The sequence below is a fragment of the Nitratiruptor tergarcus DSM 16512 genome, assembly GCF_027946175.1.
Lineage (GTDB): Bacteria > Campylobacterota > Campylobacteria > Campylobacterales > Nitratiruptoraceae > Nitratiruptor > Nitratiruptor tergarcus.
In genome coordinates this window covers 1,650,676-1,675,269 of record NZ_AP026671.1, presented here as the reverse complement: position 1 = coordinate 1,675,269, position 24,594 = coordinate 1,650,676, and the positions used below count along the sequence as shown (strand labels likewise).

The following is a 24,594-nucleotide window of genomic DNA, read 5'->3' as shown; positions in this document are numbered from 1 at the left end:
TTAATATGTAAACTTCGTAGATTTTTCAATATCAACTGCCCCATCATAGGCATACTGGTTACCATCCCAAAGACCACCAAATTTGAGGTGTCCCCAACCATCTGCTAATTCAAGAAGGTTGAGTGACATTGGAACTACCTCATTGTGCCCTTTATTAAAGAGGTATTGATATGGCTCCCAACCATGTTCCATAACAAGAGTATCCGGAGCTACAGAAGAGCTCACTTTTGCCATAGCATAAAATTCACCAAGCTCGTTGAAGATTCTGATGGTATCACCATCTTTGATACCTTTCATCTGGGCAATCTTTCTATTCACTGCAACATATGGCACCCCACGTTGTAGACGCTGCAATGTTCTACTATTTTTCCAGTTAGAATGTATTGACCATCTTGCATGCGGTGTCATGAGCATAAATGGGTTTTTCTTGCTTTGCGGCGCAAGTGGTTTAAGAGCATAGTTTGTACCATTGACTAGTTTTAAATATGTTGGATGATCTATATAGAACGTTTGTCTTCCTGTTAATGTTTCAAACGGCTCAAGTTTAAAGAGCGTAAACTCACCAGAATTGTATGGTCTATCTGCATAGAGTGGACTCAACTTTGCAGCTTTTTCATTAAGCTGTAAGAAACCACCTGCTTGATACATCTTCTCCATTGTCCAAGGTGCATACTGCTCACATTTTTCGAGTGCTGCTTGTACGGCAAGTTTATCTGTTCCCAAATATGGCTCCATCGCCGCTTCAGACTCTTCGTCAGTATTAGTATACTCTTTATAGAAGTTTGCTAGATCTCTATATCCAGTTCTTGCATACTTTTTGCTATCTGGGACTTTTGCTTTTTTCTTGTTTTCGGGTCTGTTTGCTATTTCTTCTAGTTTTTTTGCTAGGAATGCAAACATACTCCATTCATCTTTCGCTTCACCAACTGGCTTCATGTTAGCAAGTGGTTGTGCAAGGTTAGTAAAGCGATGGTATCCTGGGCTTGTTCTAATATCATACACTTCATAGTGACTTTTTGCTGGAAGTAAAACATCAGCAAACATCGCTGCTTCGCTCATTTTATAGTCAACATATGCGAAGAATTTCGTTTTCTTGAGGAATGCTTTGCGATATTCGCTTCCTTTGTTTCGTCTAAATTTAGAGTCTGCAACAATCACAGCCACTTCTGGTGTCCACCAAGGTTTGTAATATTCTTCCTCTTCCGTTCTATCTTTTCCATCTTCTCCAGCTTTAAGAGCCTCTTCTACAATCTTAATATACTCATCTTTACTAATTTTTCCACCAGTAGCTCGCTTCACATCCTCGTCACTGAAATATTTTTTAAATGTATCCATTCCATCACCAAAGACAAACTCGCCTACAAATCCAGATCCAAAGCGCGGTTTATATTTTCCACCAAAACCAGAGAGTGCACCTAAACCACTTAAGCTAAATTCATTTTCAGTGTTAAGACCACCATATGGTCCAAGGCGTCCAGTCAAGCCACAGATAGATGCGATATTCCATATATTGAGGATACCATTGAAGTATTTATTCAAACTAAATCCAGTTGTAATCTCTACAACTTTTGGAAGTGCTATCTCTTTTGCCAAAACTCTTACAGTATCTGGATGCACTCCAGTAATCTCTTGAGTCTTTTCTGGAGAGAACTGCTCTACATTTTTTTTCAAAATCTCAAAAACAGTAGTTACTTTAACTTTTTTACCATCTTTAAGCGTTACTTCCCACTCTCCTTCAAGCTCTGGATCAATTCCGCGCTCTTTTATATCGAGTGTTTTATGCTCACTTCCTTCACTTCCTGGCATCAAAGCGATTTTGCCAGTTTTCTTGTTCATTGTATAAAATTGCGCTTCATAATGCTCATGCTCTTCTTCATTATGTGGATCTTCAATATCTATGCGGCGAAGAAGCTTTTTGTTATCCAATCTTACCAAGAATGGAAGGTCTGTATAGATTTTCATAAATCCTGGTTTATACATTTTATTTTTGATAATTTCATACATAACGCTCATTGCCAAGAATTGGTCAGTTCCAGGTTTAATGGGGATCCATAGGTCTGCTGATTTTGCAGAGCCGTTAAACTCTGGCGTAATAACGATTACTTTTGCTCCGTTATATTTTCCTTCCCATACAAAGTGCGCGTCAGGAATTCTTGATACGCTTGGGTTACCTCCCCAAAATACTGCAGTATCTACTGTATACATGAAATCATAGGTACATCCAACGTTTCCTTCACCATAAGCAACTGCTGCACCACTGAACATATCTCCTAGGTAGGATGCAGGATAGATTCTGTATGCACCAAGTTGAGTAGAAAAGCGAAGAGGTGCCCCACGTCTACCCTCAGTCAAAAGACCTGTTCCAGCATGTACCATAAGCCTCTCTGGACCTTTTTTAGGATCTGTCATAACATCCCAGATTTTTTGTGCAACGATCTCTGCTGCCTCATCCCAGCTAATGCGCTTCCATTTACCCTCTCCTCTTTTACCTACTCTTTTCATAGGATAGAGGATGCGATCTTTTTCATACATTACTTGTGAATGCTGAATTCCCTTATTACATCCACGAGGGTTAAAATCAGGAATTTTTGGGTTAATGCGTGGATACCTCGCACTTTGATTTTCACGAGTAACTACACCATTATTACCCCAAATTTCCCAAGCACAGTTACCTTGACAGTTTACACAGTGATATGCGTAACCATGCTCCTCTTTTTTCCCGTATGTAAAACCAAATTCATTACGATACATCTGCTCAGTATAAGTAGTATTTGGATAATTATGCTTTCCGTTCTCTACTTTGACAACATTTGTTTTGGCAAAAAGGCTTCCGCTGCTTGCCACAAGAGCTGCTGTAGCACCGGAAATTTTAAGAAAATCTCTTCTTTGCGTATTCATACACCCTCTCCTTATCGTCTAATAGGTAAGTTCATATCGTTGCCCCACTCATCCCAGCTACCGCTGTACACTTTTGCATTTGGATACCCAAGAAGTTTCAGTGCTGTTATGATATCTGAACCTCGTCCCGTACCAACTTGGCAGTAAGCATAGATGACCTTATCTTTCGTTACACCATATTTTTTGAAGACCTTTTCTAACTCTTTTTTATCTCTAAAACTTAGTTTTCTCTTGAAATCTGTGATATTTTTCCACTCAATAAATTTTGCAGTTGGAATATGTCCACCGCGAGCAACATTATCCATTTTTCTCTCACCAATAATCTCAATCATACTTCTTGTATCAATCACAACATATTTACTCTTATCACCCTTTTTGAGTCTATCTAGTACTGCATGATAGACCTCATCTTTTCCTGCAACCCAGCTATAATCAAACTTTTTTGGATCCATGTGATACTCTGTTGGAGTAATTTTTCTCTCACTCTCTGGACACATATAAGCATAATGACCATGGCCAAGGTCTACTTTTTTGATACCTCTTTGGATGATGAGTTTTTTTGCAAGCTTTTTCATCTCTTTTTTTATAGCTTTATATTCGGCTTTGAGCTTTTTGTACTCATCCATCTTGCCAGCTTTTTTTGCTTTTTTATACGCTTTTTTGATCTTTTTAGATTTAGCTTTGAGCTCATCATATTTTTTCTGATTCGGATCGAGTGCTTTTATAGCATCAACTCCACCATCAAGAACATAGACTTTTTTGTGTCCATAGCTTTTCATAAATGCCAAAACACCAGTTGCATTTGGCCCTCTCCAGTTATCGTACGCAATCACCGTTGTGTCATTGCTAATACCAAGTGTTCCTAATAGATGAGCTGCATCTTCAGGACACTGAAACAGAGGTGCACAGTGCATACGACCCATAATATCAGAGTGGTGCAAATGGTGCGCATACATATTGACTGAGCCTTTGATATGACCATTCTCAAAGGCAGTTTCACTGTCACCACTTACAAACACTACACCAGGTTTGCCAATAAGCTTATAGGCCTCTTTTGCGCTAATTGTCAACTGCTCTTTTGCAAAAGAAGCACCAGCCATGAAGGCAAGCACCAAAAGGGCTTGAATGAACCTCTTCATTATAACTCCTTATAAAAGTAATCAGGCGCACTTATACCCGATTTTTCGGGCTTTCATGCATTCGACATCATTATAACAATATAGCTACTTAATAGAGGCTTAACGTTTTTGCTACAACCCATTTTTGCCATAAATTTAAATAAAAATGGCTAGTATATACTCAATATCATGTTTTGATTCAAAATATTTGATGTGACAAAAAAATAAAATTGATATATAAATTTTGCTACTATAATCAAAAAAGGAAAAAGGGACACAATGCAAAGGGAAGAAGCCTTAGAACTATTAGAAGATAAAAATCTCTCTCTAGAAAGAGTGAAAGAGATTTTTGAGGAGTTTCACAACGATATGGAGATTGTAGGTATGGTAGCTATGAATTTGAGCCTGAGAACAAGTGTATACGATAGAGAAAAAGGCAAAAGTCCTATCATGACTGAACTGCTTATTGCGCTCAGTGAAGTACCAGATATGGGAAGCCGGTGGGCTGTAGCGAAAAATCCTCACACTCCTGCAGAAATTTTAGAAAAACTAGCCAAGGATAGCGTCAATCTTGTACGCGCCTTAGTTGCTACAAATCCTAATACCCCAACCACATGCCTCTATACTTTTATGCAGGATGAAAAGATTGTAAGAGATGGGATTAGCGGCAATCCAAATGCTCCACAAGAGATTTTAGAAGAGCTTGCTAAAGATACAGACAAGCTAGTAAGACTGCGTGTGGCTGAAAACCCTGCAACACCAAAAGAGATTCTCCAAAAACTTGCAGATGATGTTGATAAAGATGTCAGTAAAGCAGCACAACTACGCCTGGAGAAGCTAGCATGAGACAGCAAGGATTCTCTCTTTTAGAAAAGCAAATTTTAGCGCTCCACTACAATGGCAGCTATATTACAAACTTTGAATTTCAGCAACTTGCCCAAGAAATTGGCATAGATCTCGATTTGGCTGACCGAGAGAAGATGCTCAAAACACTCCTCAAAAAAGCGATGGAAGAGAATAAAATGGTACAACTCATAGCTGCTTTTACAAAGCTGCTCAATTCCCGTATACAAGAGTACACTACTCTTGCAAATCGTTACCCTTACGCACAAGATATTATAGGTAGTTATATACAAAAAACTCGTGCAACACTGATGCTTTTACAGCAACGTGCTCGTATGAATCCTTACGAATAGGGAAAGAGATGGAAAAAGAGATACTTAATAAACTTAAAGCAGTCAAATATCCTGGACTTGATAAAAATATAGTTGAACTGCGTACAATAGATGCAATAAAGAGACATGGCAATACTATTACTATTACTCTCAATATTGCTAATCAGGAAGTCTTTCCTCTTATTGAAGGAGCTATCAAGGATCTACTCAAAGGGTATGAAGTAGAAGTCAAGCTCAAAGCGCAACCTAAAAAAAATATACATTATGGATCTACCGCTAATCCTAACAACCGAGCACCCTATGCAAAAAATGTTATAGCCGTGACAAGTGGTAAAGGTGGGGTTGGAAAAAGTACAGTGAGTACTAACCTCTCTATTGCCTTAGCGCAAAAAGGGTACAAAGTAGGTCTTTTGGATGCAGATGTGTATGGTCCTGATATCCCAAGAATGGTAGGGGTCGAGCATGAAAAATTGCGCTGGGGAGATAATGACAAAATCATTCCTAGCGAAAATTTTGGTATTAAAATTATGAGTGTAGGTCTCACAACCCCAAGTCCTGATACTCCACTTGTGTGGCGTAGCAGTGTTGCAGTGAGTGCCTTGATTCAATTTTTAGAGGATGTTGACTGGGGAGAGCTTGACTTTTTGATTATCGATATGCCCCCAGGTACTGGCGATATCCAGCTTACAATGGCACAAGAGCTTCCAATTACAGCAGGTGTATTAGTAACTACTCCACAAATGGTAGCAGCCGATGATGTAAGTAGAGCCATCATGATGTTTAAAGATATTGGTGTACATATTGGGGGACTTATTGAGAATATGAGCTACTTTATCGCCCCAGATACCGGAAAACGCTACGACATCTTTGGTAGTGATGGCGGAAAGGCTCTCAGTATCCAATATGATATACCTTTTCTAGGGCAGATCCCTTTGGAGATAGAGATCCGCTCACTGAGTGATGAGGGAATGCCTCCTGTAGCTATGGGAGAAGCAAGACATAAAAAATATTATCAAGAGATAGTAGACAAACTTCTTGCAACAACAGATTTCAACCTCTAAAATGCAGCGCTAGGCTGCATTTATGCACTCGATAGTAAAAATATTTTTGCCATCTCTATGCTCATACAATAAAGCAAATCTATGCTTTTGAATTATACTTTTTGCGATATAGATTCCAAGTCCCAATCCTCCCTGGCTCTCTTCAAATTTTCTATTGAATTATTCTTAAACATCTGCGTATCTAAAGGTTCTCCAGTAGAAATAATGGAAATTTTCTTTCCTCTTACTACTATTTTTGGTTTGCTTGATGAGTAGCGAAGGGCGTTATCGATAAGATTTTTCAGCGCCACGCTAAACATTTCAAAATCAGCTAAGATTATCTCATTACCCTCAATATAGATATCTATTTTGGAGAGGTCTACCATTAAAAGATCTAACACATGATCAAAAAGATCGACAACACGAAACTCTTTTGGATTGAGAGTAAACTCATCTAATGTTACCCGTTCTACTTTCGCAAACTCTCTTAGCAATAAATCGAGCCTTGAAAGAATCTGCTCAAAGCGCTCTTTACTCTTTTTTGGAAGAGTACGATTTTTTAGCATTGTAACTCCAAGTGTATCCTACAGTCTCACATTTACAAATCAAAAGCTAACTCTTCTTGACGGGCTCGAAAAAGCACCTCTTTTATATATTTAAATTTCTCCAGACTCTCATAGAGCGCATTTTTTTCGCTCACTTTGCCACTCATAGAAAATAAGGAGATTGACAATGACAAAGAGCCCTACAAAAAAGAGTGTGATATGCAAAAAAAGAGAGTGCTTATTCATTATCAGCTTATATGCAATCCCACGCAAAGAGATTATATAGCGGGGCTTTAGGATCATCTTCAATCTTTTTGCGAAGTCTTCCGATAAGTATATCAATACTTTTAAGGGAGCTTTCATAATTTAATTGACTCGATATTGGTAAGTATCTCCTCTCTTGAGACAGCAAAACCTGATCGTTTAATAAGATAGTGCATGATTTCAAACTCTGCGTTTGTAAGATGCACTATTTTTCCATTTTTGCGCACCTCTCGCTTCTTTTCATTAGATGTAAAAACAATGCTCTCTTGTGACTCTTTGGTTTTTTTTGAGACGGCACAGGATGGAATGGATGCGTAAAAGAAGTTCTTTGGGCTCATAAGGCTTAGGAATAATCATCTGCACCCATATAAAAGCACACACTCTTATCATCCATATCACTTCTAGCTAAAGAGATAATAATAGGAATATCGGAAAACTCCCGCACCATTCTGCATACTTCCAAACCATCAATCTCCGGCAGTGAAAGATCAAGGATTAATAGATCGTACTTTTGGGCTTGCAAAGCACTCAAACCCAAATACGGAGTAGTAAAATTGCTCACCTTAATATTATACTTAGTAAGATATTCGTAAAGAAGCCCCGCCATCTCCAGATCATCTTCGACCATCACCACCTGCATCGCATCCATTCCCATTTATACTGCATTATAGTTAATGAAATTTTCCAAAGATTTTTATTATCAAAATTGAAACAGGCACTCAAAACTAATAACTAAGATTATCTTGAATATTCTCTTTGCATATACTATATTCTTAATAACGAAGATTTTTTCTTTGACGTAGAGCTCTTTTTTGCAAAATCTTTTTGAGTCTTACTCTTTGTTGAGGTATTAAAATATCGATAATACTTTTAATATAATCGGCTCTGTCTATTATGCGCTTTGTTGCATTCGCAATCATATCTTGAGAAAAGCTAGCACTATCAAATCCGTTCTCATTGATCTAGGAAGAGATATCTATCCTTTTCTTTTCTCCACACTCTTGCATTTTCTTTAGACGGTGCTGACGTATTAACTCTTTGAGTGCCTCTTTTTGCTCATGAGTGAGATCAATCTCTTGAAAAATCCTATTTACAAGCTTATAACGATGGTACCTCTTCATTGGCGGTAACATTGTATCTTGTGGTGACTGTGGATTTTGCATATATGTATTAGCACTATTTCCTTGCCCTTTAATCTGCGCAGCTGTTGCCATTGAGACAGCAATCACAACAGATATCCAGATTTTATGGAACTTTTTCATAAATCCTCCTTTTGGTTTAATACCTGTATACAAGCATTACAATTATAGGGGGATTGGGCAAACTGTAGATAAATGAAGATAAACGAAAAGTAACAATACCTTACCCTTTAGGGCAAGTCATTTTCAGTTTAGTTGCTCAAACCTATCAAATACAACCTAAAATGTATCACTTTTTACTCTACTGCCTCTACTCATTTTTATTTTCTTCATATTTTTTGATAATCGTACATTTTTTATAACAAGAATGTACACCAATCTGCTTTAATTAATAACCATTTTTAATCAGTAGAATCTGATTATTTTTATCCCTTTCTATTTTTCGGAGTTTTTTGAGTATATTGTCATTTTCAGGGTACTTCTCCCTATATTTTAAAAGATACAGGATGAGATTTTTTCTTACAAGGCTATCATCCTCTTTGAGAATATTTTCCCTGGCACGAGACATCAATGCACCATTCGGATCAATAGTGAGAAGTGTTTTTGCAAGCTGCTGGCGTACTTCAAGATCTTCATCCGTTGTAAACAGCGGCAGTAGTTCATCTCTGACAGACTCTTTGTTGAGCTTGGAAAGTGCCTTAACAGCAGCAGAGCGTACACGCGGATTGCTACTTCTGAGTGCATCAACTATATCGCTTTCAAAATATTGTGCGTCTGCATTCTTCATACTTAATAGGAGAATTCTTTTTTCTGAACTATCATTGGGTATATTTTGAGCGAGTTCAGAAAGTTTTGCTTTAATTTCGTCTGCATAGGGTGAGTTCTTTCCAAACCTTCCAATATTGAGTAAGGCAGTATCAGATAGTCGTTTGTCGTTTAAAGAGTCTCTTTTAGATTGGATTTGCCAAAGAAAATTGATGGTGTCCTCGGACGGCTCCTTAACTCCACCCAAAGCAATAATGGCACGTATACGATTAACCTGTTTATAGTCAGTATCTTGTACAATCTTTTGCAATACAAGCTGAGCCTGTACTGTGCCTGCACGCTGAAGAACAAAGATAAGATCTGCGGCCATCTTGTAATCAGCACTTTTGATGAATGGTAACAGTTTTGTAGCTTCATCAGGAAAAAGTTTTAGATATTCTGCAATCTTCATGAGTTGTTGAGGATCCTTTCCCTTGATACTAAGAAGAAGAGAATCAAGAGAAATTCTATTTTGCTTTATATATTTTTTTGCTGCTTCTTTTGAGGCCTTTTTGATATAACTCTCTTCTGAGTCGTTTTTATAGTGTTCAATTAGATTATTGATATCTCCACTATATCGCCAAATATCCAAAGTGTTGTCGATAGGCTGTTCCACCTTTGTAAGCGAAATCTGCTTGACGTATTCGGAAATTTTCTTTGTTCCGGATACAACTTCTATAATCTCTTTTGAATCAAAAGTTTCTATCCAGCTTTTTGCGATTGTAGCATTGGCATCTGATTTGATAATATTTTTTTTATACGACTGCTGTTTGTTTATATAGAATCCATGTCTCTGTTTTTTTAAAAAGCAAGGTAATATCTCATCTCTTTTATATTGCGCATAAACTGTTCCATCCGCTGTGTTTTCTTCTGTAGTGTAGTCCGGCATCTGTTTTAAAACGATCTGAAATTCACTGATCAATTGCTGCAAACCTTTTGAGTCTTCATCATTTCCTTTGAACGTATAGTTAAAGATATGCCCATCAGCCGTAAAATGTACTACAAACATTTGAGAATAGACCTTTTTTAATATCCTTTCTATTTCGGGGTTACCGAGGTCAAGAGAGAGATTTGAAAGTTGCATCAAAGCAATGGTACCATTGGAGTCATGTCCATAAAAACGTACATTAAGCAAACCTTTCATCAATGTACTAATGGTACTGGAACGGTTTAGTTCAAGTAGACGTATTGTAACTTTGGATGAGAAAGTGTAGATCAATTTTTGATTGATGATGTAAGAATAGTGGGATTTGTTGCAATGATGAATATATTTTTCTTGATTAGCAAAAAATTGATAACTAGCAAAAAGTGCTGCTACTATACAAAGCAGCAGCGCAATAAGTAGAAGCTTTTTTTTGCTCAAGGCAACACGACCTTAAAGAGAGTTTGATGTTTATCGAGTAGCTCTTTGGTAGAGTTTACAGTGTCAAAATCTGCAATTTTATGTTTGTATGTTCCAAGTAGAGTAGCTTTAGCATAAACATATACTCCTCCATTTGGACCGATAAATTCATTAGTTATGTTTTCATGTAGTTCACCAATATAGCTTTCGATCCCTTTATCCCCGGTAACAAATGTTATCCCTGCGCTTCCACCACAAATTAATTTCTCATCAATAAGCTGCAGATCACCTTCAATACCTACCGAAACTCCAAATCCGTAGTATTCAATGCCTATTCCTCCTGATCCATAACCACTGAATTCCATATACGGAGTTGCAGCTGCATCGATGCGACCAAGACTCTTGATGTCAAGGTCCATTTTAACACCAAGCTGTCCTTCATATCCATATCTATAGGCAATTGGTATGCCTGAGGCCCAAAAAGTACCTCCATCATCATAACCATCTGCCCATCCTAAGGCATCATGATAAGAGAGAATATCTCCATTTATATTCTCAAGTGTTTCTATATTTTCCTTTATCCTTTCACGGAGTGTCGCCGCATGGGAAGTAAATATTCCATCTCCATCGGTAACATATCTGGATTGCTCATACACAGTTTTCTCCAAAAAGCCAAGTTGAAAGCTGTAACCTGTGTGTTCCAGGTTCCCAGGTGTCGTTTGTTGACGTGCCTCAATGTCGAGAAAGTCGTACCAGGTATCTATTAAATACACTTTAATTCCACCATATCCCAAAAAATGTACACCTCCGAAGTCAAATTTTGCATACCCACCTATGTTCCCTTTTAAACCTACATCATTATTGAGCATGAGTGGGATGTCAGCATCTATTCCAAAATATTTATATGAAACTTCATCTGTTGTTAATTCAGCATTTTCAATAGTTTTTTTCCATGCTGGCGAGATTGTTGCATTCATTGTCAGGTATGCAATATAATCTTCGACTGGCTGGATATTGTTGATTGGATCGTTTTTCTTATTAATACCACTTGGCTGTGGGATCATTGGAGGAACCATTTTGATATTGGAAGGCTCTACAATCGGCCTTAGCTGAATCGGTTCACTGGTGAACTGATGAACATTTTGTTGTTGTAGGGCAATACCTTCGATAGGATCGGTTACAGTCCATTGCAGGTTGGGGTTAAAAAGATTGAGACCACCACTACTCACTTGTACATTATAGGTAGGATCGATTGCTTTGATTTTGTCGATATAGGATTTCATACTAAGTCTGTAATTACTCATCGCCAATGCGACCCTGTCGTTTGTATTGTCAATATTAGCCTGGTTAAGGAAAACTGGCGAAAACTTAACAGCAGTAGAGCTACTGTTTCTTTGGGGGATCTGTGTAGATGATTCCTCAATACCTCCTATTAATACTTTGATTGATGTTGTAAAGTTTCCATCTTCCATTGTTTTATTTGCAATATCGTTGAGTAATTGGCCACGGATGATTCCGTTAAAGACTACTGTTTTTGGGTCACCAGGTTCAGCAGATTTTACTGTCATAAATGCATCGTAGTGTGTCTGGTTTGTCTCATCAACACTATACATCTCTATCGGCCGGCAGCTGTCTCCAATGTTAATACATGCTGATATTTTAAAATTTTCAGCCTTGGCAATATAATCTTGGACACCAACGATACCGTCTAGTGAAATCCCTCTACTATTTAGAATAACTTTGCCTTTTACAACACCGACATCGAACGTTATAAGAGTCGGTGTTTCAGAAGTTATAGAACGATTGTTTATTCTTGCATTTGTATTGGTACTGATTTTAAATGATATTACCTCCAAATCTGGCTTTCCATCATTTGCTTGAACATAAAAAGGTTCGGTACTTGTAGACTGATCTGTCTGTGCCGTACTGAGATTATAGTCAGGTGCAAATGCGTCATTATCATTCATAACTGCGACTATTTTATATGTACCACTTTGAAGTGAAGAGGGAAGTGTTGCATTAAGCTCTCTTATGGTTCTACTCTGGTTAGCTACAAATCTGTCACTTGCAATATATGTACCTGTTACATTATTGTCTACTCCATTAGGAAGGATTTTATATACAATCACAATATTTATACCATCAGGAGCATCAATGATACTTCTTAATTGAATATTTCTACCCGCTTCCATATTGTTGGTATTGAGACATATAACAGATTCTAATTTTATGTTTTGACCAAGAGTATCACCAATTATAATCTTGTTATCTTGGACTTGGGTTGTATTGAAATTTTCTGTCAGATTTATCCATTTGAAATAGCCATTCTCATCCATCCCGTTAAGTTTATAAAGACCTTTTGAATTAGAAGTTTTGTAAATCCAATCAAAGGCTCCTGTACCATAATTTGAAAAATATCCTTTGATAGGAAATTCTCTATTTTCCAATTTGTTTACTATTTTTGAGATATTTTCATTCCCATTATATTGCATATGACCTATAATAATTTTGCCATTTTCTACATGGGAACTGATATAATTTGTCAGATTTATCCATTTGAAATAGCCATTCTCATCCATCCCGTTAAGTTTATAAAGACCTTTTGAATTAGAAGTTTTGTAAATCCAATCAAAGGCTCCTGTACCATAATTTGAAAAATATCCTTTGATAGGAAATTGTTTATTAGCCAAGGTACCGGTGATAGATACGATATCAGAAGAGCTATTTTTTAAACTATAAATAACACTTCTTTGCACATCATTATTAGCTTCAATACTAACAAGAGCTATTATCATTGCCAAGCTAATAATGAAGAATTTAAGTAGTTTCATGGCATATCCTTTAAAGTAAGCTATTACTCATAATATCATTTTGTTCTTTATAAATACTTAATAATAGACATATCTTATCAACTTTATAACTAAATCCTATAAAAAGGAACAATCTTATAAATATTGCGAAAAGAGTTTATTGGTTGTAGGATAATGTCAGTATTTTTTGTAGATTCTTTATCAATTTTAATATCGTGTTCCAAAATATTGTAAAAACCTATTTTTTATCCATTTAATTGGGATTGTGGAAACTACCAATGATACCAGAGAGTTAATACTGTTCCTTCATTAAAAAAACCTCAACAACTTTGAGTGATAAGATTACTCTCTTAAAAAATATTTTCAAGCATTAGGAGAATTGAATAAATTGTGAGTAATTTGACGAAAAACAAAAAGTAACAATACCTTACCCCTCAGGGCAAGGCATTTTCAATAACATCAATCATATCATTTTGTGCTTTTTTGAGAATCGCAATAATTTTTGGATCTTTTATATGAAGCGTTGCAATCCAGTTGAAAATATTGGGAAAAACGATATGCATCTTATTTGTTCCCTTTTTTTGATACACTGCCATTGTACATGGTGCAAAGACTCCAGCTTCTGGGCGGATTTTTGAGATATTGTAGATTACTTTGAGCTTACAGAGTGAATAGGTATCATAGAAGATAAAATCTTTTATACCAGCCTCTTTGAGATCATAGTTAAAATCATTAAAATTTGCCATAACAAATCCAATAGGTTTCAAGCCATCTTCTATCATCATCTCAAGCTCATCTTTGGCATCCAATGCCTCACTCTCCTCTACTTCAAAGCTATATTTTGTTAGAAGTTTCTCTTTTACAGGTTGCGGTTTGTAGCTAAGTTTTTCTCGTTTAGCATTTGGTAGAGCTTTTTTCAAAGTTGCGATATTTTTTTTCTCTAATTCATTTAATAGTTTATCGCTATACTTTAGTCCCAAAATTTTCGCCTTAGCCTTAGCGCTCAGTACTCCAGCATAGAGCTTTTTCTCACCTTTTTTTTGATAGATAACAATACTAAATGGAGCAAAAATTCCACTATCTGGCTCTTGCAAAACAAGATCCATAGCAATTTTTGGATAGTAGACTGTTAAGAGATTATAAATTGTAAAATCTGTCTGTTTGAACTGCTTTTTATAAGGCCCATTCATATCTCTATTTTGCTGAATAGAGTATCCCGCCTTTTGAAAAGTCTCTTCAATTTGTATAGGCGTTACTTTTTGTGTAGTTGAGAAAAGAATTATCTCCTCATTGGCAAATACAAAAAGTGCCATAGCAAGTAGTAATAGTATCTTTTTCATCTTCTCTCCTTATGGTCGTATATAGATCCAACCTTTGAGGTCTCGCTCTACCAACTCTACAATACCAGCAGTAACAATCTCCACCCCTTCGATAAGATCCTCTTTTTTTATATTTTTCGTTCGCATCGTATTGCCACAAGCAATAAACTCTACATCATACGTCATGAGACTTCGTACTCTTGCGGCAATCTTCTTCTCTTTTTTTAGCAGTGTACGAATACCTTTTGAATAGCAGATAATCGCTATCATTACCTTTTCTGGCCCATAAAACTTCATCACGTTATTGGCTGAACTTAAAACGTGATTGATCGATTCATCATCCCCATGAGTAATAGGAAAGACAATCTTTCTGGGATTGTCTATGCTTGGTTTTGGCTCAGCAAACTCTGTATCAGCCAGGAGTAAAAGCGCTCCAAAAAGAAGGGCTATTATCTTTTTCATTCCTTCACCTCTTTTAAGATCTTAAAAAAATCCTCTTTTTTCCAAGCTCCAGGAATCTTTTTGATAATTCTCCCTTTTGGATCCATAAAAATAAAAGTTGGTGTCATACTATACTCTATTCCTTTAGGAATCTCCTCTTTGCTCACATCAATGCGCACAGGAATAAAGTTTTTTTGAATAAAAGATACGACCTCTTTATCTTGCAAAGTAGTACTCTCCATCCATTTGCAGTAGTGGCAACGACTCGACGTAATCTCAATCATCACAGGCTTATGCAACTCTTTTGCTTTTTTAACTGCATCTTTGTATGAATAGTAGTCTATTCCAAACATAATCAATGGAATCATTAAAAGAATTTTTTTCATTCTATCTCCATCTCCAGCTGCTGATAAACCTCTAAAATATTGAGATTATTGAGCATTTTATACAAAGCCAAATTTTTATATCTGCTCATATCCACTACTTTCGTTACCTCATCATACTCTATGCCATCTTCGAGAGCCTTTGCTACTTTTGCCTTGAGATCTTTGAGATAACCTAGCGTCATAGCATAAGCCTTTGCTCCGTACTTCTTGCCATGTCCTGGTACGATGATACGAGGATGAAGCTTTTTTATCCACTCCAACACCGCTATCCATTTTTGTAAATTCCCATCCCGAATAGATGGGAGGCGCTCGGTAAAGATTATATCACCAGCAAAAAGAATCTTTTGCTCTGGCATATAGGCGATTAAGTCCGCTTTCGTATGAGCTTCCACTACATAAAGCTCTATTCTCTTCTTGCTTGCTATTTTTGCTTTTTTGCTCAAAAGCAGATCAGGAATTTTTAAAAAACTGCCCTGTAGCTGCTCTTTATTCAACCATTTCAATAGCCTTGGCTCCATAAAAGCTTCAATCCCTTCAGCTCCAATGATAGTACTTTTTGTAAAAAAAGCATTACCTAGAGTATGGTCATCATGACCATGAGAATTTAGCACTATCTTCACTGGCTTGTCCCCAGCCACCTTTGCATACGCCTCTTTGGCAAAAAGAGCAGTGGGACCAGGATCGAAAACCACCCAGTAATCCCCTACATCAATATAGCAACTATTGCTAATTGCCCCTCCATTAGAAGGAGTAGGAACTTCGTTCTTACCAAAAAAACAGACTACTCCCTCACTTACCTTTACTGGATGAAGCTCGTAGTGCCAGGCAAGAGCTATGCTCAGCCAGGCACAAAGAATAAGTATTGCTTTCATTAGAAGAGGTAATTAATCTCAAAGCGATATTCATTATAGGATGGATCTTTCTTAAGTTTTCCATCCGCTGCTATAGTATCATCATCACCGCTCACAATACCTGTTCTAAACTTGAGATAGAGTCCTGGAACAGATTTGATCTTTTCAACTAAATCTAAATGGATAATATTGCTATCTGCTTGTACACCAGGTTTATCATCATCAAAATCTTGCATTGCGTAGCGCAAACTTGCTTTAAGTCCTGGAACAACTCCTGCTTTATCCAAATTTACTACGCCTCGCACCATCCACGTTTTGGTATTTGCATACCAGTTGTACTGTGCCATTGCCCTTGTAAATCCACCTGTTGGAAAACCACGCCATGGAGCAATGATATCTGCATCATCTGCTACTTCGGAATAACCAATTCTTGCCCACCAGATTTTGTTTTTGGCTTTAAGATCAAGTCGCGCCATCCAGATAGAGCTATCAACACTGCCTGGATCATCGTATCCTACACCTTTACCTTTGAGGTTTGCAACTGCAACACCAAGAGCACCTATATCATCTGCACCTCTATCCCACTGCTTGATATATCGAAATCCTGGCACAAGGTTATAGTCTCCTAGAGGAATTTTATAGTGGGCTTCTATTCCCCCAAGAGCTACTACTTCTGGAACCATAGTGTAGTTGAGTTTGATTTTAAGATTTGGAACAAGAGATTTGTTTGCAATCTCTGCAACAATTAGATCATGATTGGCATCTTTGCCAGCAGCCACAAAGTTTGCATAACTCAAAGCTTTATTGACTGCACTATCATCATTATTTGCCCAGCTCTCGCCATTTGCATCTTTAAAAGTGATCACATCATGAAAAGAGGTATGATCTCGCAGTTTTTGCTTTAAAAAGTAAGCGAGTTTAATTGTTGTACCACTAAAATATCTGCTTGTAAGGCTATACCCTTCAAATGTATTTGGGATCATCTTTGTATCATTGCTTTTTGTCAGCATACTCTCAAAAATCTGGCGTCCAACTTTAAGACTTGTTTTGTTCCGTTTATACTCAAGATAGGCTTGTGCCAAAACCGTCATTCCAAAAGTTCCATCTTTTTTAACTTTATATCTTGAAAAAGTATCTTTTCCAGCTTTAACAAACTTCACTTCATCTTTGTCCATGTGCCATGGATTTTGAGAAGTATACAAAGCTGCAGTTGCCCCTAGTCCATTCCAATATGCAGTTTTATACTCTAAGCTACCACCAATTCCCATAGCCCAGTTATCTTTTGTCTTTCCTGCATACTCTGTATCCCAATCCCAAAGAAAGGAGTTGAAGCGAACTCTCCCATACCACTCCCCTTTTGTAAACATTTCACTTAAAGTTTCAGCATTACCTGGCAAAACATTATATTTGAGTGTCATATTACCTTTAAGCGTCCTTTTCTCTTTTGCCATTGCAGTTGTTGCTGTGGCACCTGCTATACATACTGCTGCTACTAAGCTCAATTTTAATAATCTCATACCATCTCCTTTATTTATGAACATATCCCACCTTTTTGGGGACATCCACAGTCGTAATCCAGAATTTTTACATTGGATTTGTTGCTAATATCCACTTTTCCTTTACGTTTTACATAATCTACAACCACATCATAAACTGGCTTGATTTTTGCTTCTCGCAGGTTTTCGCCAGCATTTTGCAAATTTCCGCCCCAAGCACTTACAACGTAGTTGCGATTTGGATCGAGATCTTTACCGTTGACTTTGAGATTTCTAATTCTTTTACCACTAGGTGCTGCTATTTTAATATCATAACTCACACCACCAAGCCGACTCATATCCCCACCCTGTTGGTAGAGAGGATTCGCATTGAAAACGTTATCTGCAATATCCTCAAGTAAAGCCGCTATTTTTGCACCTTTAAGCTCAAATGTATAGACTTCTGGATAGGTAATTGCTGTCATCTCATAAACATTGTCTACCAAAATATCGTCACCAGGCAGTAGCGTGGTTCCCCATCGATACCCTGGTGTAAAGGATATTTCACAATCCATCGTATCACGTATTGCATCACCTATGAGTGCATCAAATGTTGAATAGAAAGTATCTCGTTTATAAAGCGTTCCTTTTGTTTTTCCTAGTACTTGACTCAGCTCTCTATTGTATGGCTTATACCATTTATCAACTAGCTCTATTCCCTTTTTATCTGCAGGAATAAGTTTTGATGCAACAGGAATCAGCTTATAGCGAAAATCTTTCACGCGCCCTTTTTGGATATCGATATCGAGTCTTCCTACAAACTTCCCATGACTTCCTGCTATAATAATAGTTGTCCCATTAATCGTGATAGGTTTTGGTCCAGGATCGTGTGTATGGCCACTGAGGATAAAGTCTATACCATGCACTTTCCTGGCCACCTCTTGATCTACACTAAATCCATCGTGACTCAGAAGCACAACGCAATCAACCTTTTTCTCTTTTCTTAACTCATCCACATACCCCTGCAAAGAATCTAACCGCAGACCAAAACTCCACCCTTCGGTAAAACGTTTTGGATTTGCAGTGGACGTAAATGGAAAAGATTGTCCAATAATTCCTATTTTTGCACCGCCTACCTCTTTGATAGTATAAGGCTTGAAGACGGTTTCTTCAAATGTATCACTGAATGGATCATTATCTACCACATTTTGCGATACAAAATCGGCATTGAGCTTATCAAGAAGCTCCATCACACGCTCTTTGCCATAGGTAAACTCCCAGTGTCCAACCATCACATCCACACCAAGATAGTTTTGCGCATCTACAATCGCTTCTCCCTTGGTTTTTAGTGCAACGGCAGTCCCTTGCCAAGTATCGCCACTATCTAAAAGCAATACATTATCTTTGCCTCGGTCTCTTCGCACCTCATCTATAATCGTCTTCATATGGGCTACGCCACCCATTTTCCCAAACTTTTTTGCTAGTTCTTCAAAATTGAGATAAGTATCAAAATAGGCTTCCAACGTATTTGGCTTTATCCCATAAAAATCCATAAAGGCTTTTCCGCACAAAAATCCTGGAGTTCCTACAAGATTTTTAGCACTAATGAGCGTTGAGGGTTCTCTCCAGTAGAGTGGTTTGAGATGCGCATGCATATCACAAATATGAAGCAGCGTCACCTTTCCCACTGGATCAAAATCCAAAATATCGTTTGCTGTCACCTCATCGGCTCTTTTTGCCGCATGCAGTTTTCCACCACTTACACCCATAAGGCCCAGGGCTGCTGCAATGTGTAAAAAATCACGTCTATTGATATTCATGATCTACCTTTTTAACCCTGGAATATGGATCTCTTCTCCCTTAGCCATATTCGTTACATACACTTCTAGCGCCACCATCTGCGGGCTTCCTAAAGGGATTTTGGCCAAAAGAGCATTTTTCATACACTGCTGAAATCTCTTTTGCAGTGTAAACATCTTTCCTTTTGTCATTCTATATGCTGGCCAGGTTGCGGCAGCTTTCACTTTTGGATCACCAAGATCTGGTAGTATCTGCATTCTAAGTCGCAAACCTACAACATCTGGACTATGACAACTATAGCAAGAAAGGCCTCTTTTACCTCGTCTGAGTTCAAACATCTGCTTGCCTAGTTTATAGGCTTTTTTCATATGCTCATTGGCATTCACATCGATATTGATCTTCTCTCCATTAGCTATCGACTTTACATAGGCCTGCAAAGAATCCATCAATGCAGATTTGAGCTTATATGGCTTTTTACCCTGGTCATACATAAAGGCTTGCAGCATCTGATCAATGCTTACAACCATTCCTATTTTGTCGATATATCTTGGAAATCCTGCAATATATTTTGGTAGTTTTTCCTCGCTTACTCCCAAAAATTTTGCAAGTGCCTCTTCTCCACCAAGCTCTTCAAGAAGTTCTGCACCCTCTTCTACGAAAATGTCTGCTGGATTGTTTTCAAGCATCTCTTGATAAAGGGCACGATCTGCTTCTGTCATGCTCAGTTTCTCATCAGCAATGGCCAATGAAGAGGCCAAAGCAAGCGAGAGGGCAAAGGATAGTAATCTCTTCATGGCTTATCCTTTCGGCTTTACTTTTTTACTCTTTTCGTGTACTTCACCAAGATTATCTCTGTACACAACTTTGATTTTCCCAGGACCTGTTACTTTCATATTGATTGAAAAATAGGGATTTGTTGAAACTGTCTCCCACGGTAAAATTGTCGTAAAAAGTTCATCATTGAAGTAAAACTTCACCTCATTGATATAGTGCATAGGTTTGATTTTGCCTGTCTTTTTATCTTTTCTCATCCCCGTCTCCATCGGGTGAATTACAATAAAATCTACTTTTACTACATCTCCTACTTTATATTTTCTTGGTTTGATTTTGATAATTGATTTTCTTTTAGCCATTGTTTACTCCTTTTCTTATCCACATCCACCAATAGTTACTTTAACCGGTTTTTTGGCCATAATAGCACTTCCATCTTTTAACACCGCTACAGCTACGACTTCTTGTGTTCCGCTCAGTTTGATACGCGTTGCAAAATAGGCTTTTCCATTTCTTGGACTCAAAAAAACATCCGCACATCTTGCGTTAGAGTTTTTTGTAGATAAAACATGAATCGATTTGACATTTTCAATAGGCTCATCTACATTCACTTTAACTGGAACAACAGCTCCATTTTCTGCAATTTCAGGAACAATGAGTTTTACCTTACTACTCTCTTTGGCACCTTTCCCATCTGTTATTACAGAGAGTGCTTTTTTAAAGGTAATCGCATTTTTTCCTTTTGGCTTCGCCTTCTTTGCATCTGCTAAGAGATTAACACTTCCAAGACTCACGAGTCCAAGGGCTGGAACAGCACTTAAACTTTTTAAAAAACTTCTTCTTTCCATCATTTCTCCTTTTTCTCACTTACTATATACGATACAATTTCACAAATCTCTTGTGGCGTAAAGAGTTTTGTAGTTAGATTCACAGTCATGTGTGTTGTTGGATTAAACACTCTTGGATCTGCAATTTGTTGATAGACATACTGATAGTCTCTGACACCAGAATCTATAAAGTGTTTTTTATAATTGTGCAAATCTGGACCAACATTTCCAGGACCTATAGCACCTTCGATATTATGACAAGCCACACAGTTTCCATACTGCTTTGGCTTTTTCTTCCCCTTAACAACCACATAGCGCGTAAGACCTGTAGGAGGTGCCTTTTTTGCCTTTTTTCCATTGAGATTATGGAAAATAAACTTCCCTCTCGCGATTGCCAAAGGATCTTTTGTAATACAGTTTTTTGGCATTATGTACTTTTTTGGAGGCGGGAGCTTATCTTTTTCTAAAATCTTCGTCGCATCAGGCGACTCAATGGCACTTTTGTAATCTTTCGCACTCAGGCTAGTAAGCACTAAAGAGGAGAGCACCACTGCAATCAATCCTTTTTTCATATCGGCTCCTTCTTGATTGGTAACAAAATGGTAACTATAAAGTGTAAAAAAATTGTAAAAATGATTTATGTAATTATGCAGATAAATTGAAGTAGTAGATAAAAGCGCTTCCCCTCGAAGGTTTGGAGACAACTTTTAAAGTTATATTTTCTTGATTGATAATGTTATGAACAATGCTAAGACCTATTCCAAAACCTCCCTTGTCATGCTCCTCTCTATAAAAGCGATTAAAAATCTTTTGCGGTTGTTCTATTCCAATACCATAATCTTTTACTGTAAGTACCGCTTTTTGACCAACTCGTATGAGGTAAATTTTTACTTTTGATCGCTCTTTTGAGTATTTAACGGCATTAGAAAGAGTATTATCAACAATTCGTTGTAGTTTTGTTTTATTTATATAAATACAAAGGTTTGGTTTAATTTTGGCAATTAGTTTAATTTGTCTTAAATTTGCAATCTCTTGAAAATAATCAACCCTCTCTTGCAAAAATGCTGAAAAATCAATTTTTTCTTTTTTGTATTCAATGCGATCTTTTTTAATAAGATAATCCATATCATTATAGATATTACTGAGTGTTTTTGCTGCTGATTTAATGCGGGAAAGATAACGGTTTTCACCAAACTTTCTTGTGAAAAGATCAATATTGACATTAATGATAGAAAGCGGCGTATTAATCTCATGCATAGAGTCTTTAATAAAATTATCAAGTGTTTGATTGACTTTTTCAAAAGGGCGGCTAAAATTTTTAAGAACAATGTAAGAGAAGAGAAAAAGAATTAATACAATCCCTAACCCTATCAAAAAACTGGTTCTATATATTTTCCATGGATCAAACTCTTTTGCAACAATGAGATATTTTGCTCCAAAATAGTGTTCATCTGGAAGCTCTACAATATAGTAGCGTTTTGTTTGTTGCTTATGATATCCCAAATTAAAAGAGTCCGGAATAAAATCCAAAAGTGAAAAAATTGGTTTAAAGTTCTCATCATAGAGTCCAGATTTGAAACTGGCAAAACGGGGATATTGAAAAATACCATCATTATTGTACTCTTCCATTTTACCTACTATTTGCAAAGCCTTCTCTTTGAGATCACGCTCATTTTTGGCTTCATTAATATCTAAAACCAAAGAGGTATAGACAAATAGTGGTACAAAAAGAAGCGTTGCTATAATCAAAGTATAAAAAAGAGCATAGCGATAAGAGTATTTTTTTGCATCAAGAATCAATTTTATATCCTAACCCGTGAACATTTTTGATTATATCTTTACCTATTTTTTTTCTCAGCTTCGTTATATGCACACGAATATTGGCCGAATCCACATACTCTCCCCATACTTCATCGCAAAACTGTTCAATGCTTACAACATTCCCTCTTTGCTTGATAAGAAGCTCCAAGATCCTTTTTTCCTGTTTTGTTAAAGGTATGCTTTTGCCATTTTGCTTTAATTCAAAAGCTGCTAAATCATATGTATAACCATTTGGCAACTCAACAATCTCTTTTTTGGCACCAAAACACTCTCTTTTTAAAACATTTCTCAGCCGTACTTCCAACTCTTTAAGATCAAATGGTTTTTTTATATAATCACAGCAACCTAGCTCGAACCCTCTTGCAAGATCATCTACATGTGTCATAGAGGTTATGAATATAGCGGGTATTTCGTTGCCAGCTTCCCTCAACTCTTTAAGTAGTTCAAATCCATTGATTCCAGGAACTTTTACATCCAATAAAAGAGCATCACAAGGCTCACTGTAAAGTGCATCAAGAAGCTCATCACCCCTCTCAAAACTTATCACTTCAAAGCCAAGATCATTCAAGAACTCTTCAATACTAATACGAAGAGCATATTCATCTTCTAGAACCATAATTTTCACTTGATGACTCCTCGTTTTTTTGTCATTCTATTTTTTTCTACAATAATATCAATTAGCTCCTCTTTTGTGTAATTTTGTAATATCTCTCTCAATTCAAATTCAAAATCTTTTTTTAGTTCACTATCTACATTTTTGCTAAGAAACTGGGCAACACTACGATCATAAACAGATCGAAAACCACCTTCAGGTCGCTCCCATTCATTTATTACATCACGAAATTCACTATTATCTAGTGAGAGAAAAAATGAGAGTGTATCTTTGTAATGTTGAAATCTCTCTATTCCTTCATTATTTATAACCATTAAAAAGATCCCTAAACGCTCTCCTCTACTATTAAACATCGGGTGATAAAAGTATAGGTTTTTACCATTATAAAAATATCCTTTTTGCTCTATCTGCTGTAAAATTGAGGGCGTAATCTTAGCAACAACAAATCTATTATAATTTCTATTGCTAATCACATACTTTCCAATCATTGGGTTATCACGCATAAGCGTTGCAACATTAAGATACTTTTCATGCATCAATACTAACAACTCAACACCAATTTTCCTCAGTTGCAAGGTAAGTGGTTCAAACAAAGATATTATCTCCATATATCCTATTGTTTTATAACCCTTTTTTATCGGTGCAGTCGCCTTAATAGAGAGCAGTCTTCCTGTTTCTATAGAGACCTTTGGTTTATTGATTTTAAAACTTGAAAGATCTTTACGAAATCCTTCAAGTGGCATTCCAACAAAATCCCTATCCCAATTTCGTGCAAATATCGTGAGATCTTTTGCTATAACTTGCGCTTTAATACCTTGGATATTGGTATATTGTTTGAGTATGTTGAGAGATTGAGAAAGAATCTCATAACCTCTATCTTCATCTAGATCAAGGAGCGCTTCTTGTAAGGCTTCATTTTGTGATAGAAGAATTGTCATTGTCAAAGCTTGTGATTTTTGTTTATTGAGACTCATATTGAGATAATTTGTTATCGTATCTGCTACTTTTTTATGAAGATTTTTTTCGATGTTCAAAGAAAAGATATATAAAAAAATAGAAGATGCGATAAGAAGAATAATAATAAAAACAATAAGCCAGTTTCTAAACTTGAAAATATCCCTTCCTTCATTTCCAACCGCCAAAGGCGGTTAGATT

Annotated in this window: 22 protein-coding genes and 1 pseudogene; 3 read left to right on the top strand and 20 right to left on the bottom strand. The window is 36.9% G+C overall.

What is annotated here, in order from left to right; translation table 11 throughout:
• Both NITER_RS08855 and NITER_RS08850 read right to left on the bottom strand, forming a co-directional pair.
• Positions 1-2,898, bottom strand: coding sequence for a molybdopterin-dependent oxidoreductase (locus tag NITER_RS08855; protein ID WP_084274904.1), 2,898 nt, complete (start codon positions 2,896-2,898; stop codon positions 1-3).
• A gap of 11 nt (positions 2,899-2,909) precedes the next feature.
• Positions 2,910-4,037, bottom strand: coding sequence for a sulfurtransferase (locus tag NITER_RS08850; protein WP_084274905.1), 1,128 nt, complete (start codon positions 4,035-4,037; stop codon positions 2,910-2,912).
• Between the two features lie 258 nt (positions 4,038-4,295).
• On the opposite strand from NITER_RS08850, the gene NITER_RS08845 reads away from it, so the two are divergent.
• From NITER_RS08845 to NITER_RS08835, 3 genes are read left to right on the top strand one after another with little or no spacing between them, the layout of a single operon-like run.
• Positions 4,296-4,862, top strand: a complete 567-nt coding sequence (locus NITER_RS08845; protein ID WP_084274906.1) for a hypothetical protein — start codon at positions 4,296-4,298, stop codon at positions 4,860-4,862.
• On the top strand, positions 4,859-5,212 hold the full coding sequence (locus NITER_RS08840) for a hypothetical protein (protein WP_084274907.1): 354 nt from the start codon (positions 4,859-4,861) through the stop codon (positions 5,210-5,212). The genes NITER_RS08845 and NITER_RS08840 overlap by 4 nt, the downstream gene beginning before the upstream one ends.
• Positions 5,213-5,220: 8 nt before the next feature.
• Positions 5,221-6,252 carry an Mrp/NBP35 family ATP-binding protein gene (locus tag NITER_RS08835; protein ID WP_084274908.1) on the top strand — a complete coding sequence of 344 codons (1,032 nt, stop codon included), beginning with the start codon at positions 5,221-5,223 and terminating at the stop codon, positions 6,250-6,252.
• Between the two features lie 92 nt (positions 6,253-6,344).
• On the opposite strand, the gene NITER_RS08830 is transcribed toward NITER_RS08835, so the two are convergent.
• The 18 genes and pseudogenes from NITER_RS08830 to NITER_RS08735 form a co-directional block, all read right to left on the bottom strand.
• Positions 6,345-6,797 carry a HAMP domain-containing histidine kinase gene (locus NITER_RS08830; RefSeq protein ID WP_084274909.1) on the bottom strand — a complete coding sequence of 151 codons (453 nt, stop codon included), beginning with the start codon at positions 6,795-6,797 and terminating at the stop codon, positions 6,345-6,347.
• Positions 6,798-7,025: 228 nt separating this feature from the next.
• Positions 7,026-7,680: pseudogene (locus NITER_RS10225) on the bottom strand (response regulator transcription factor); the annotation flags it as partial.
• Positions 7,681-8,002: 322 nt separating this feature from the next.
• Entirely contained in the window at positions 8,003-8,302 is a 300-nt protein-coding gene (locus tag NITER_RS08810; RefSeq protein WP_084274910.1) for a hypothetical protein, read from the bottom strand.
• Positions 8,303-8,567: 265 nt separating this feature from the next.
• Positions 8,568-10,346 (bottom strand): HEAT repeat domain-containing protein, encoded by a 1,779-nt coding sequence (locus NITER_RS08805; RefSeq protein WP_084274911.1) that lies wholly within the window; start codon positions 10,344-10,346, stop codon positions 8,568-8,570.
• Positions 10,343-13,156, bottom strand: coding sequence for a hypothetical protein (locus tag NITER_RS08800; RefSeq protein WP_084274912.1), 2,814 nt, complete (start codon positions 13,154-13,156; stop codon positions 10,343-10,345). The genes NITER_RS08805 and NITER_RS08800 overlap by 4 nt, the downstream gene beginning before the upstream one ends.
• A gap of 413 nt (positions 13,157-13,569) precedes the next feature.
• Positions 13,570-14,475, bottom strand: coding sequence for a DUF302 domain-containing protein (locus tag NITER_RS08795; protein ID WP_084274913.1), 906 nt, complete (start codon positions 14,473-14,475; stop codon positions 13,570-13,572).
• A gap of 9 nt (positions 14,476-14,484) precedes the next feature.
• Entirely contained in the window at positions 14,485-14,916 is a 432-nt protein-coding gene (locus tag NITER_RS08790) for a DsrE family protein (RefSeq protein WP_084274914.1), read from the bottom strand.
• Complete coding sequence (locus NITER_RS08785) at positions 14,913-15,281, bottom strand: thioredoxin family protein (protein ID WP_084274915.1); 369 nt, start codon at positions 15,279-15,281, stop codon at positions 14,913-14,915. Before NITER_RS08785 ends, NITER_RS08790 begins: the two co-directional genes overlap by 4 nt.
• Positions 15,278-16,153 (bottom strand): MBL fold metallo-hydrolase, encoded by an 876-nt coding sequence (locus NITER_RS08780; RefSeq protein WP_084274916.1) that lies wholly within the window; start codon positions 16,151-16,153, stop codon positions 15,278-15,280. Before NITER_RS08780 ends, NITER_RS08785 begins: the two co-directional genes overlap by 4 nt.
• Positions 16,153-17,649, bottom strand: a complete 1,497-nt coding sequence (locus NITER_RS08775) for an OprD family outer membrane porin (protein ID WP_084276551.1) — start codon at positions 17,647-17,649, stop codon at positions 16,153-16,155. Before NITER_RS08775 ends, NITER_RS08780 begins: the two co-directional genes overlap by 1 nt.
• Before the next feature lie 14 nt (positions 17,650-17,663).
• The gene (gene soxB, locus NITER_RS08770; protein WP_084274917.1) at positions 17,664-19,427 is read right to left on the bottom strand and encodes a thiosulfohydrolase SoxB; all 1,764 of its coding nucleotides are present in this window, start codon (positions 19,425-19,427) and stop codon (positions 17,664-17,666) included.
• Between the two features lie 3 nt (positions 19,428-19,430).
• The gene (gene soxA, locus NITER_RS08765; protein WP_084274918.1) at positions 19,431-20,201 is read right to left on the bottom strand and encodes a sulfur oxidation c-type cytochrome SoxA; all 771 of its coding nucleotides are present in this window, start codon (positions 20,199-20,201) and stop codon (positions 19,431-19,433) included.
• Between the two features lie 3 nt (positions 20,202-20,204).
• Entirely contained in the window at positions 20,205-20,540 is a 336-nt protein-coding gene (gene soxZ / locus NITER_RS08760; protein WP_084274919.1) for a thiosulfate oxidation carrier complex protein SoxZ, read from the bottom strand.
• A gap of 15 nt (positions 20,541-20,555) precedes the next feature.
• Positions 20,556-21,026 carry a thiosulfate oxidation carrier protein SoxY gene (gene soxY / locus NITER_RS08755; RefSeq protein ID WP_084274920.1) on the bottom strand — a complete coding sequence of 157 codons (471 nt, stop codon included), beginning with the start codon at positions 21,024-21,026 and terminating at the stop codon, positions 20,556-20,558.
• A complete protein-coding gene (gene soxX / locus NITER_RS08750; protein ID WP_084274921.1) occupies positions 21,026-21,577 on the bottom strand; it encodes a sulfur oxidation c-type cytochrome SoxX in 552 nt (183 codons plus the stop codon). Before soxX ends, soxY begins: the two co-directional genes overlap by 1 nt.
• A gap of 73 nt (positions 21,578-21,650) precedes the next feature.
• Positions 21,651-22,805, bottom strand: coding sequence for a sensor histidine kinase (locus NITER_RS08745; protein WP_084274922.1), 1,155 nt, complete (start codon positions 22,803-22,805; stop codon positions 21,651-21,653).
• Positions 22,795-23,442, bottom strand: a complete 648-nt coding sequence (locus NITER_RS08740) for a response regulator transcription factor (protein WP_231988958.1) — start codon at positions 23,440-23,442, stop codon at positions 22,795-22,797. The genes NITER_RS08745 and NITER_RS08740 overlap by 11 nt, the downstream gene beginning before the upstream one ends.
• 5 nt (positions 23,443-23,447) lie before the next feature.
• Positions 23,448-24,581 carry a hypothetical protein gene (locus tag NITER_RS08735; RefSeq protein WP_084274924.1) on the bottom strand — a complete coding sequence of 378 codons (1,134 nt, stop codon included), beginning with the start codon at positions 24,579-24,581 and terminating at the stop codon, positions 23,448-23,450.
• Positions 24,582-24,594: the final 13 nt, after the last annotated feature.

What these genes read in the sequence shown, in the direction of transcription:
- NITER_RS08855 (WP_084274904.1), bottom strand. Translation starts at nt 2,898, where the DNA reads ATGAATACGCAAAGAAGAGATTTTCTTAAAATTTCCGGTGCTACAGCA.
- NITER_RS08850 (WP_084274905.1), bottom strand. Translation starts at nt 4,037, where the DNA reads ATGAAGAGGTTCATTCAAGCCCTTTTGGTGCTTGCCTTCATGGCTGGT.
- NITER_RS08845 (WP_084274906.1), top strand. Translation starts at nt 4,296, where the DNA reads ATGCAAAGGGAAGAAGCCTTAGAACTATTAGAAGATAAAAATCTCTCT.
- NITER_RS08840 (WP_084274907.1), top strand. Translation starts at nt 4,859, where the DNA reads ATGAGACAGCAAGGATTCTCTCTTTTAGAAAAGCAAATTTTAGCGCTC.
- NITER_RS08835 (WP_084274908.1), top strand. Translation starts at nt 5,221, where the DNA reads ATGGAAAAAGAGATACTTAATAAACTTAAAGCAGTCAAATATCCTGGA.
- NITER_RS08830 (WP_084274909.1), bottom strand. Translation starts at nt 6,797, where the DNA reads ATGCTAAAAAATCGTACTCTTCCAAAAAAGAGTAAAGAGCGCTTTGAG.
- NITER_RS08810 (WP_084274910.1), bottom strand. Translation starts at nt 8,302, where the DNA reads ATGAAAAAGTTCCATAAAATCTGGATATCTGTTGTGATTGCTGTCTCA.
- NITER_RS08800 (WP_084274912.1), bottom strand. Translation starts at nt 13,156, where the DNA reads ATGAAACTACTTAAATTCTTCATTATTAGCTTGGCAATGATAATAGCT.
- NITER_RS08795 (WP_084274913.1), bottom strand. Translation starts at nt 14,475, where the DNA reads ATGAAAAAGATACTATTACTACTTGCTATGGCACTTTTTGTATTTGCC.
- NITER_RS08790 (WP_084274914.1), bottom strand. Translation starts at nt 14,916, where the DNA reads ATGAAAAAGATAATAGCCCTTCTTTTTGGAGCGCTTTTACTCCTGGCT.
- NITER_RS08785 (WP_084274915.1), bottom strand. Translation starts at nt 15,281, where the DNA reads ATGAAAAAAATTCTTTTAATGATTCCATTGATTATGTTTGGAATAGAC.
- NITER_RS08780 (WP_084274916.1), bottom strand. Translation starts at nt 16,153, where the DNA reads ATGAAAGCAATACTTATTCTTTGTGCCTGGCTGAGCATAGCTCTTGCC.
- NITER_RS08775 (WP_084276551.1), bottom strand. Translation starts at nt 17,649, where the DNA reads ATGAGATTATTAAAATTGAGCTTAGTAGCAGCAGTATGTATAGCAGGT.
- soxB (WP_084274917.1), bottom strand. Translation starts at nt 19,427, where the DNA reads ATGAATATCAATAGACGTGATTTTTTACACATTGCAGCAGCCCTGGGC.
- soxA (WP_084274918.1), bottom strand. Translation starts at nt 20,201, where the DNA reads ATGAAGAGATTACTATCCTTTGCCCTCTCGCTTGCTTTGGCCTCTTCA.
- soxZ (WP_084274919.1), bottom strand. Translation starts at nt 20,540, where the DNA reads ATGGCTAAAAGAAAATCAATTATCAAAATCAAACCAAGAAAATATAAA.
- soxY (WP_084274920.1), bottom strand. Translation starts at nt 21,026, where the DNA reads ATGGAAAGAAGAAGTTTTTTAAAAAGTTTAAGTGCTGTTCCAGCCCTT.
- soxX (WP_084274921.1), bottom strand. Translation starts at nt 21,577, where the DNA reads ATGAAAAAAGGATTGATTGCAGTGGTGCTCTCCTCTTTAGTGCTTACT.
- NITER_RS08740 (WP_231988958.1), bottom strand. Translation starts at nt 23,442, where the DNA reads ATGGTTCTAGAAGATGAATATGCTCTTCGTATTAGTATTGAAGAGTTC.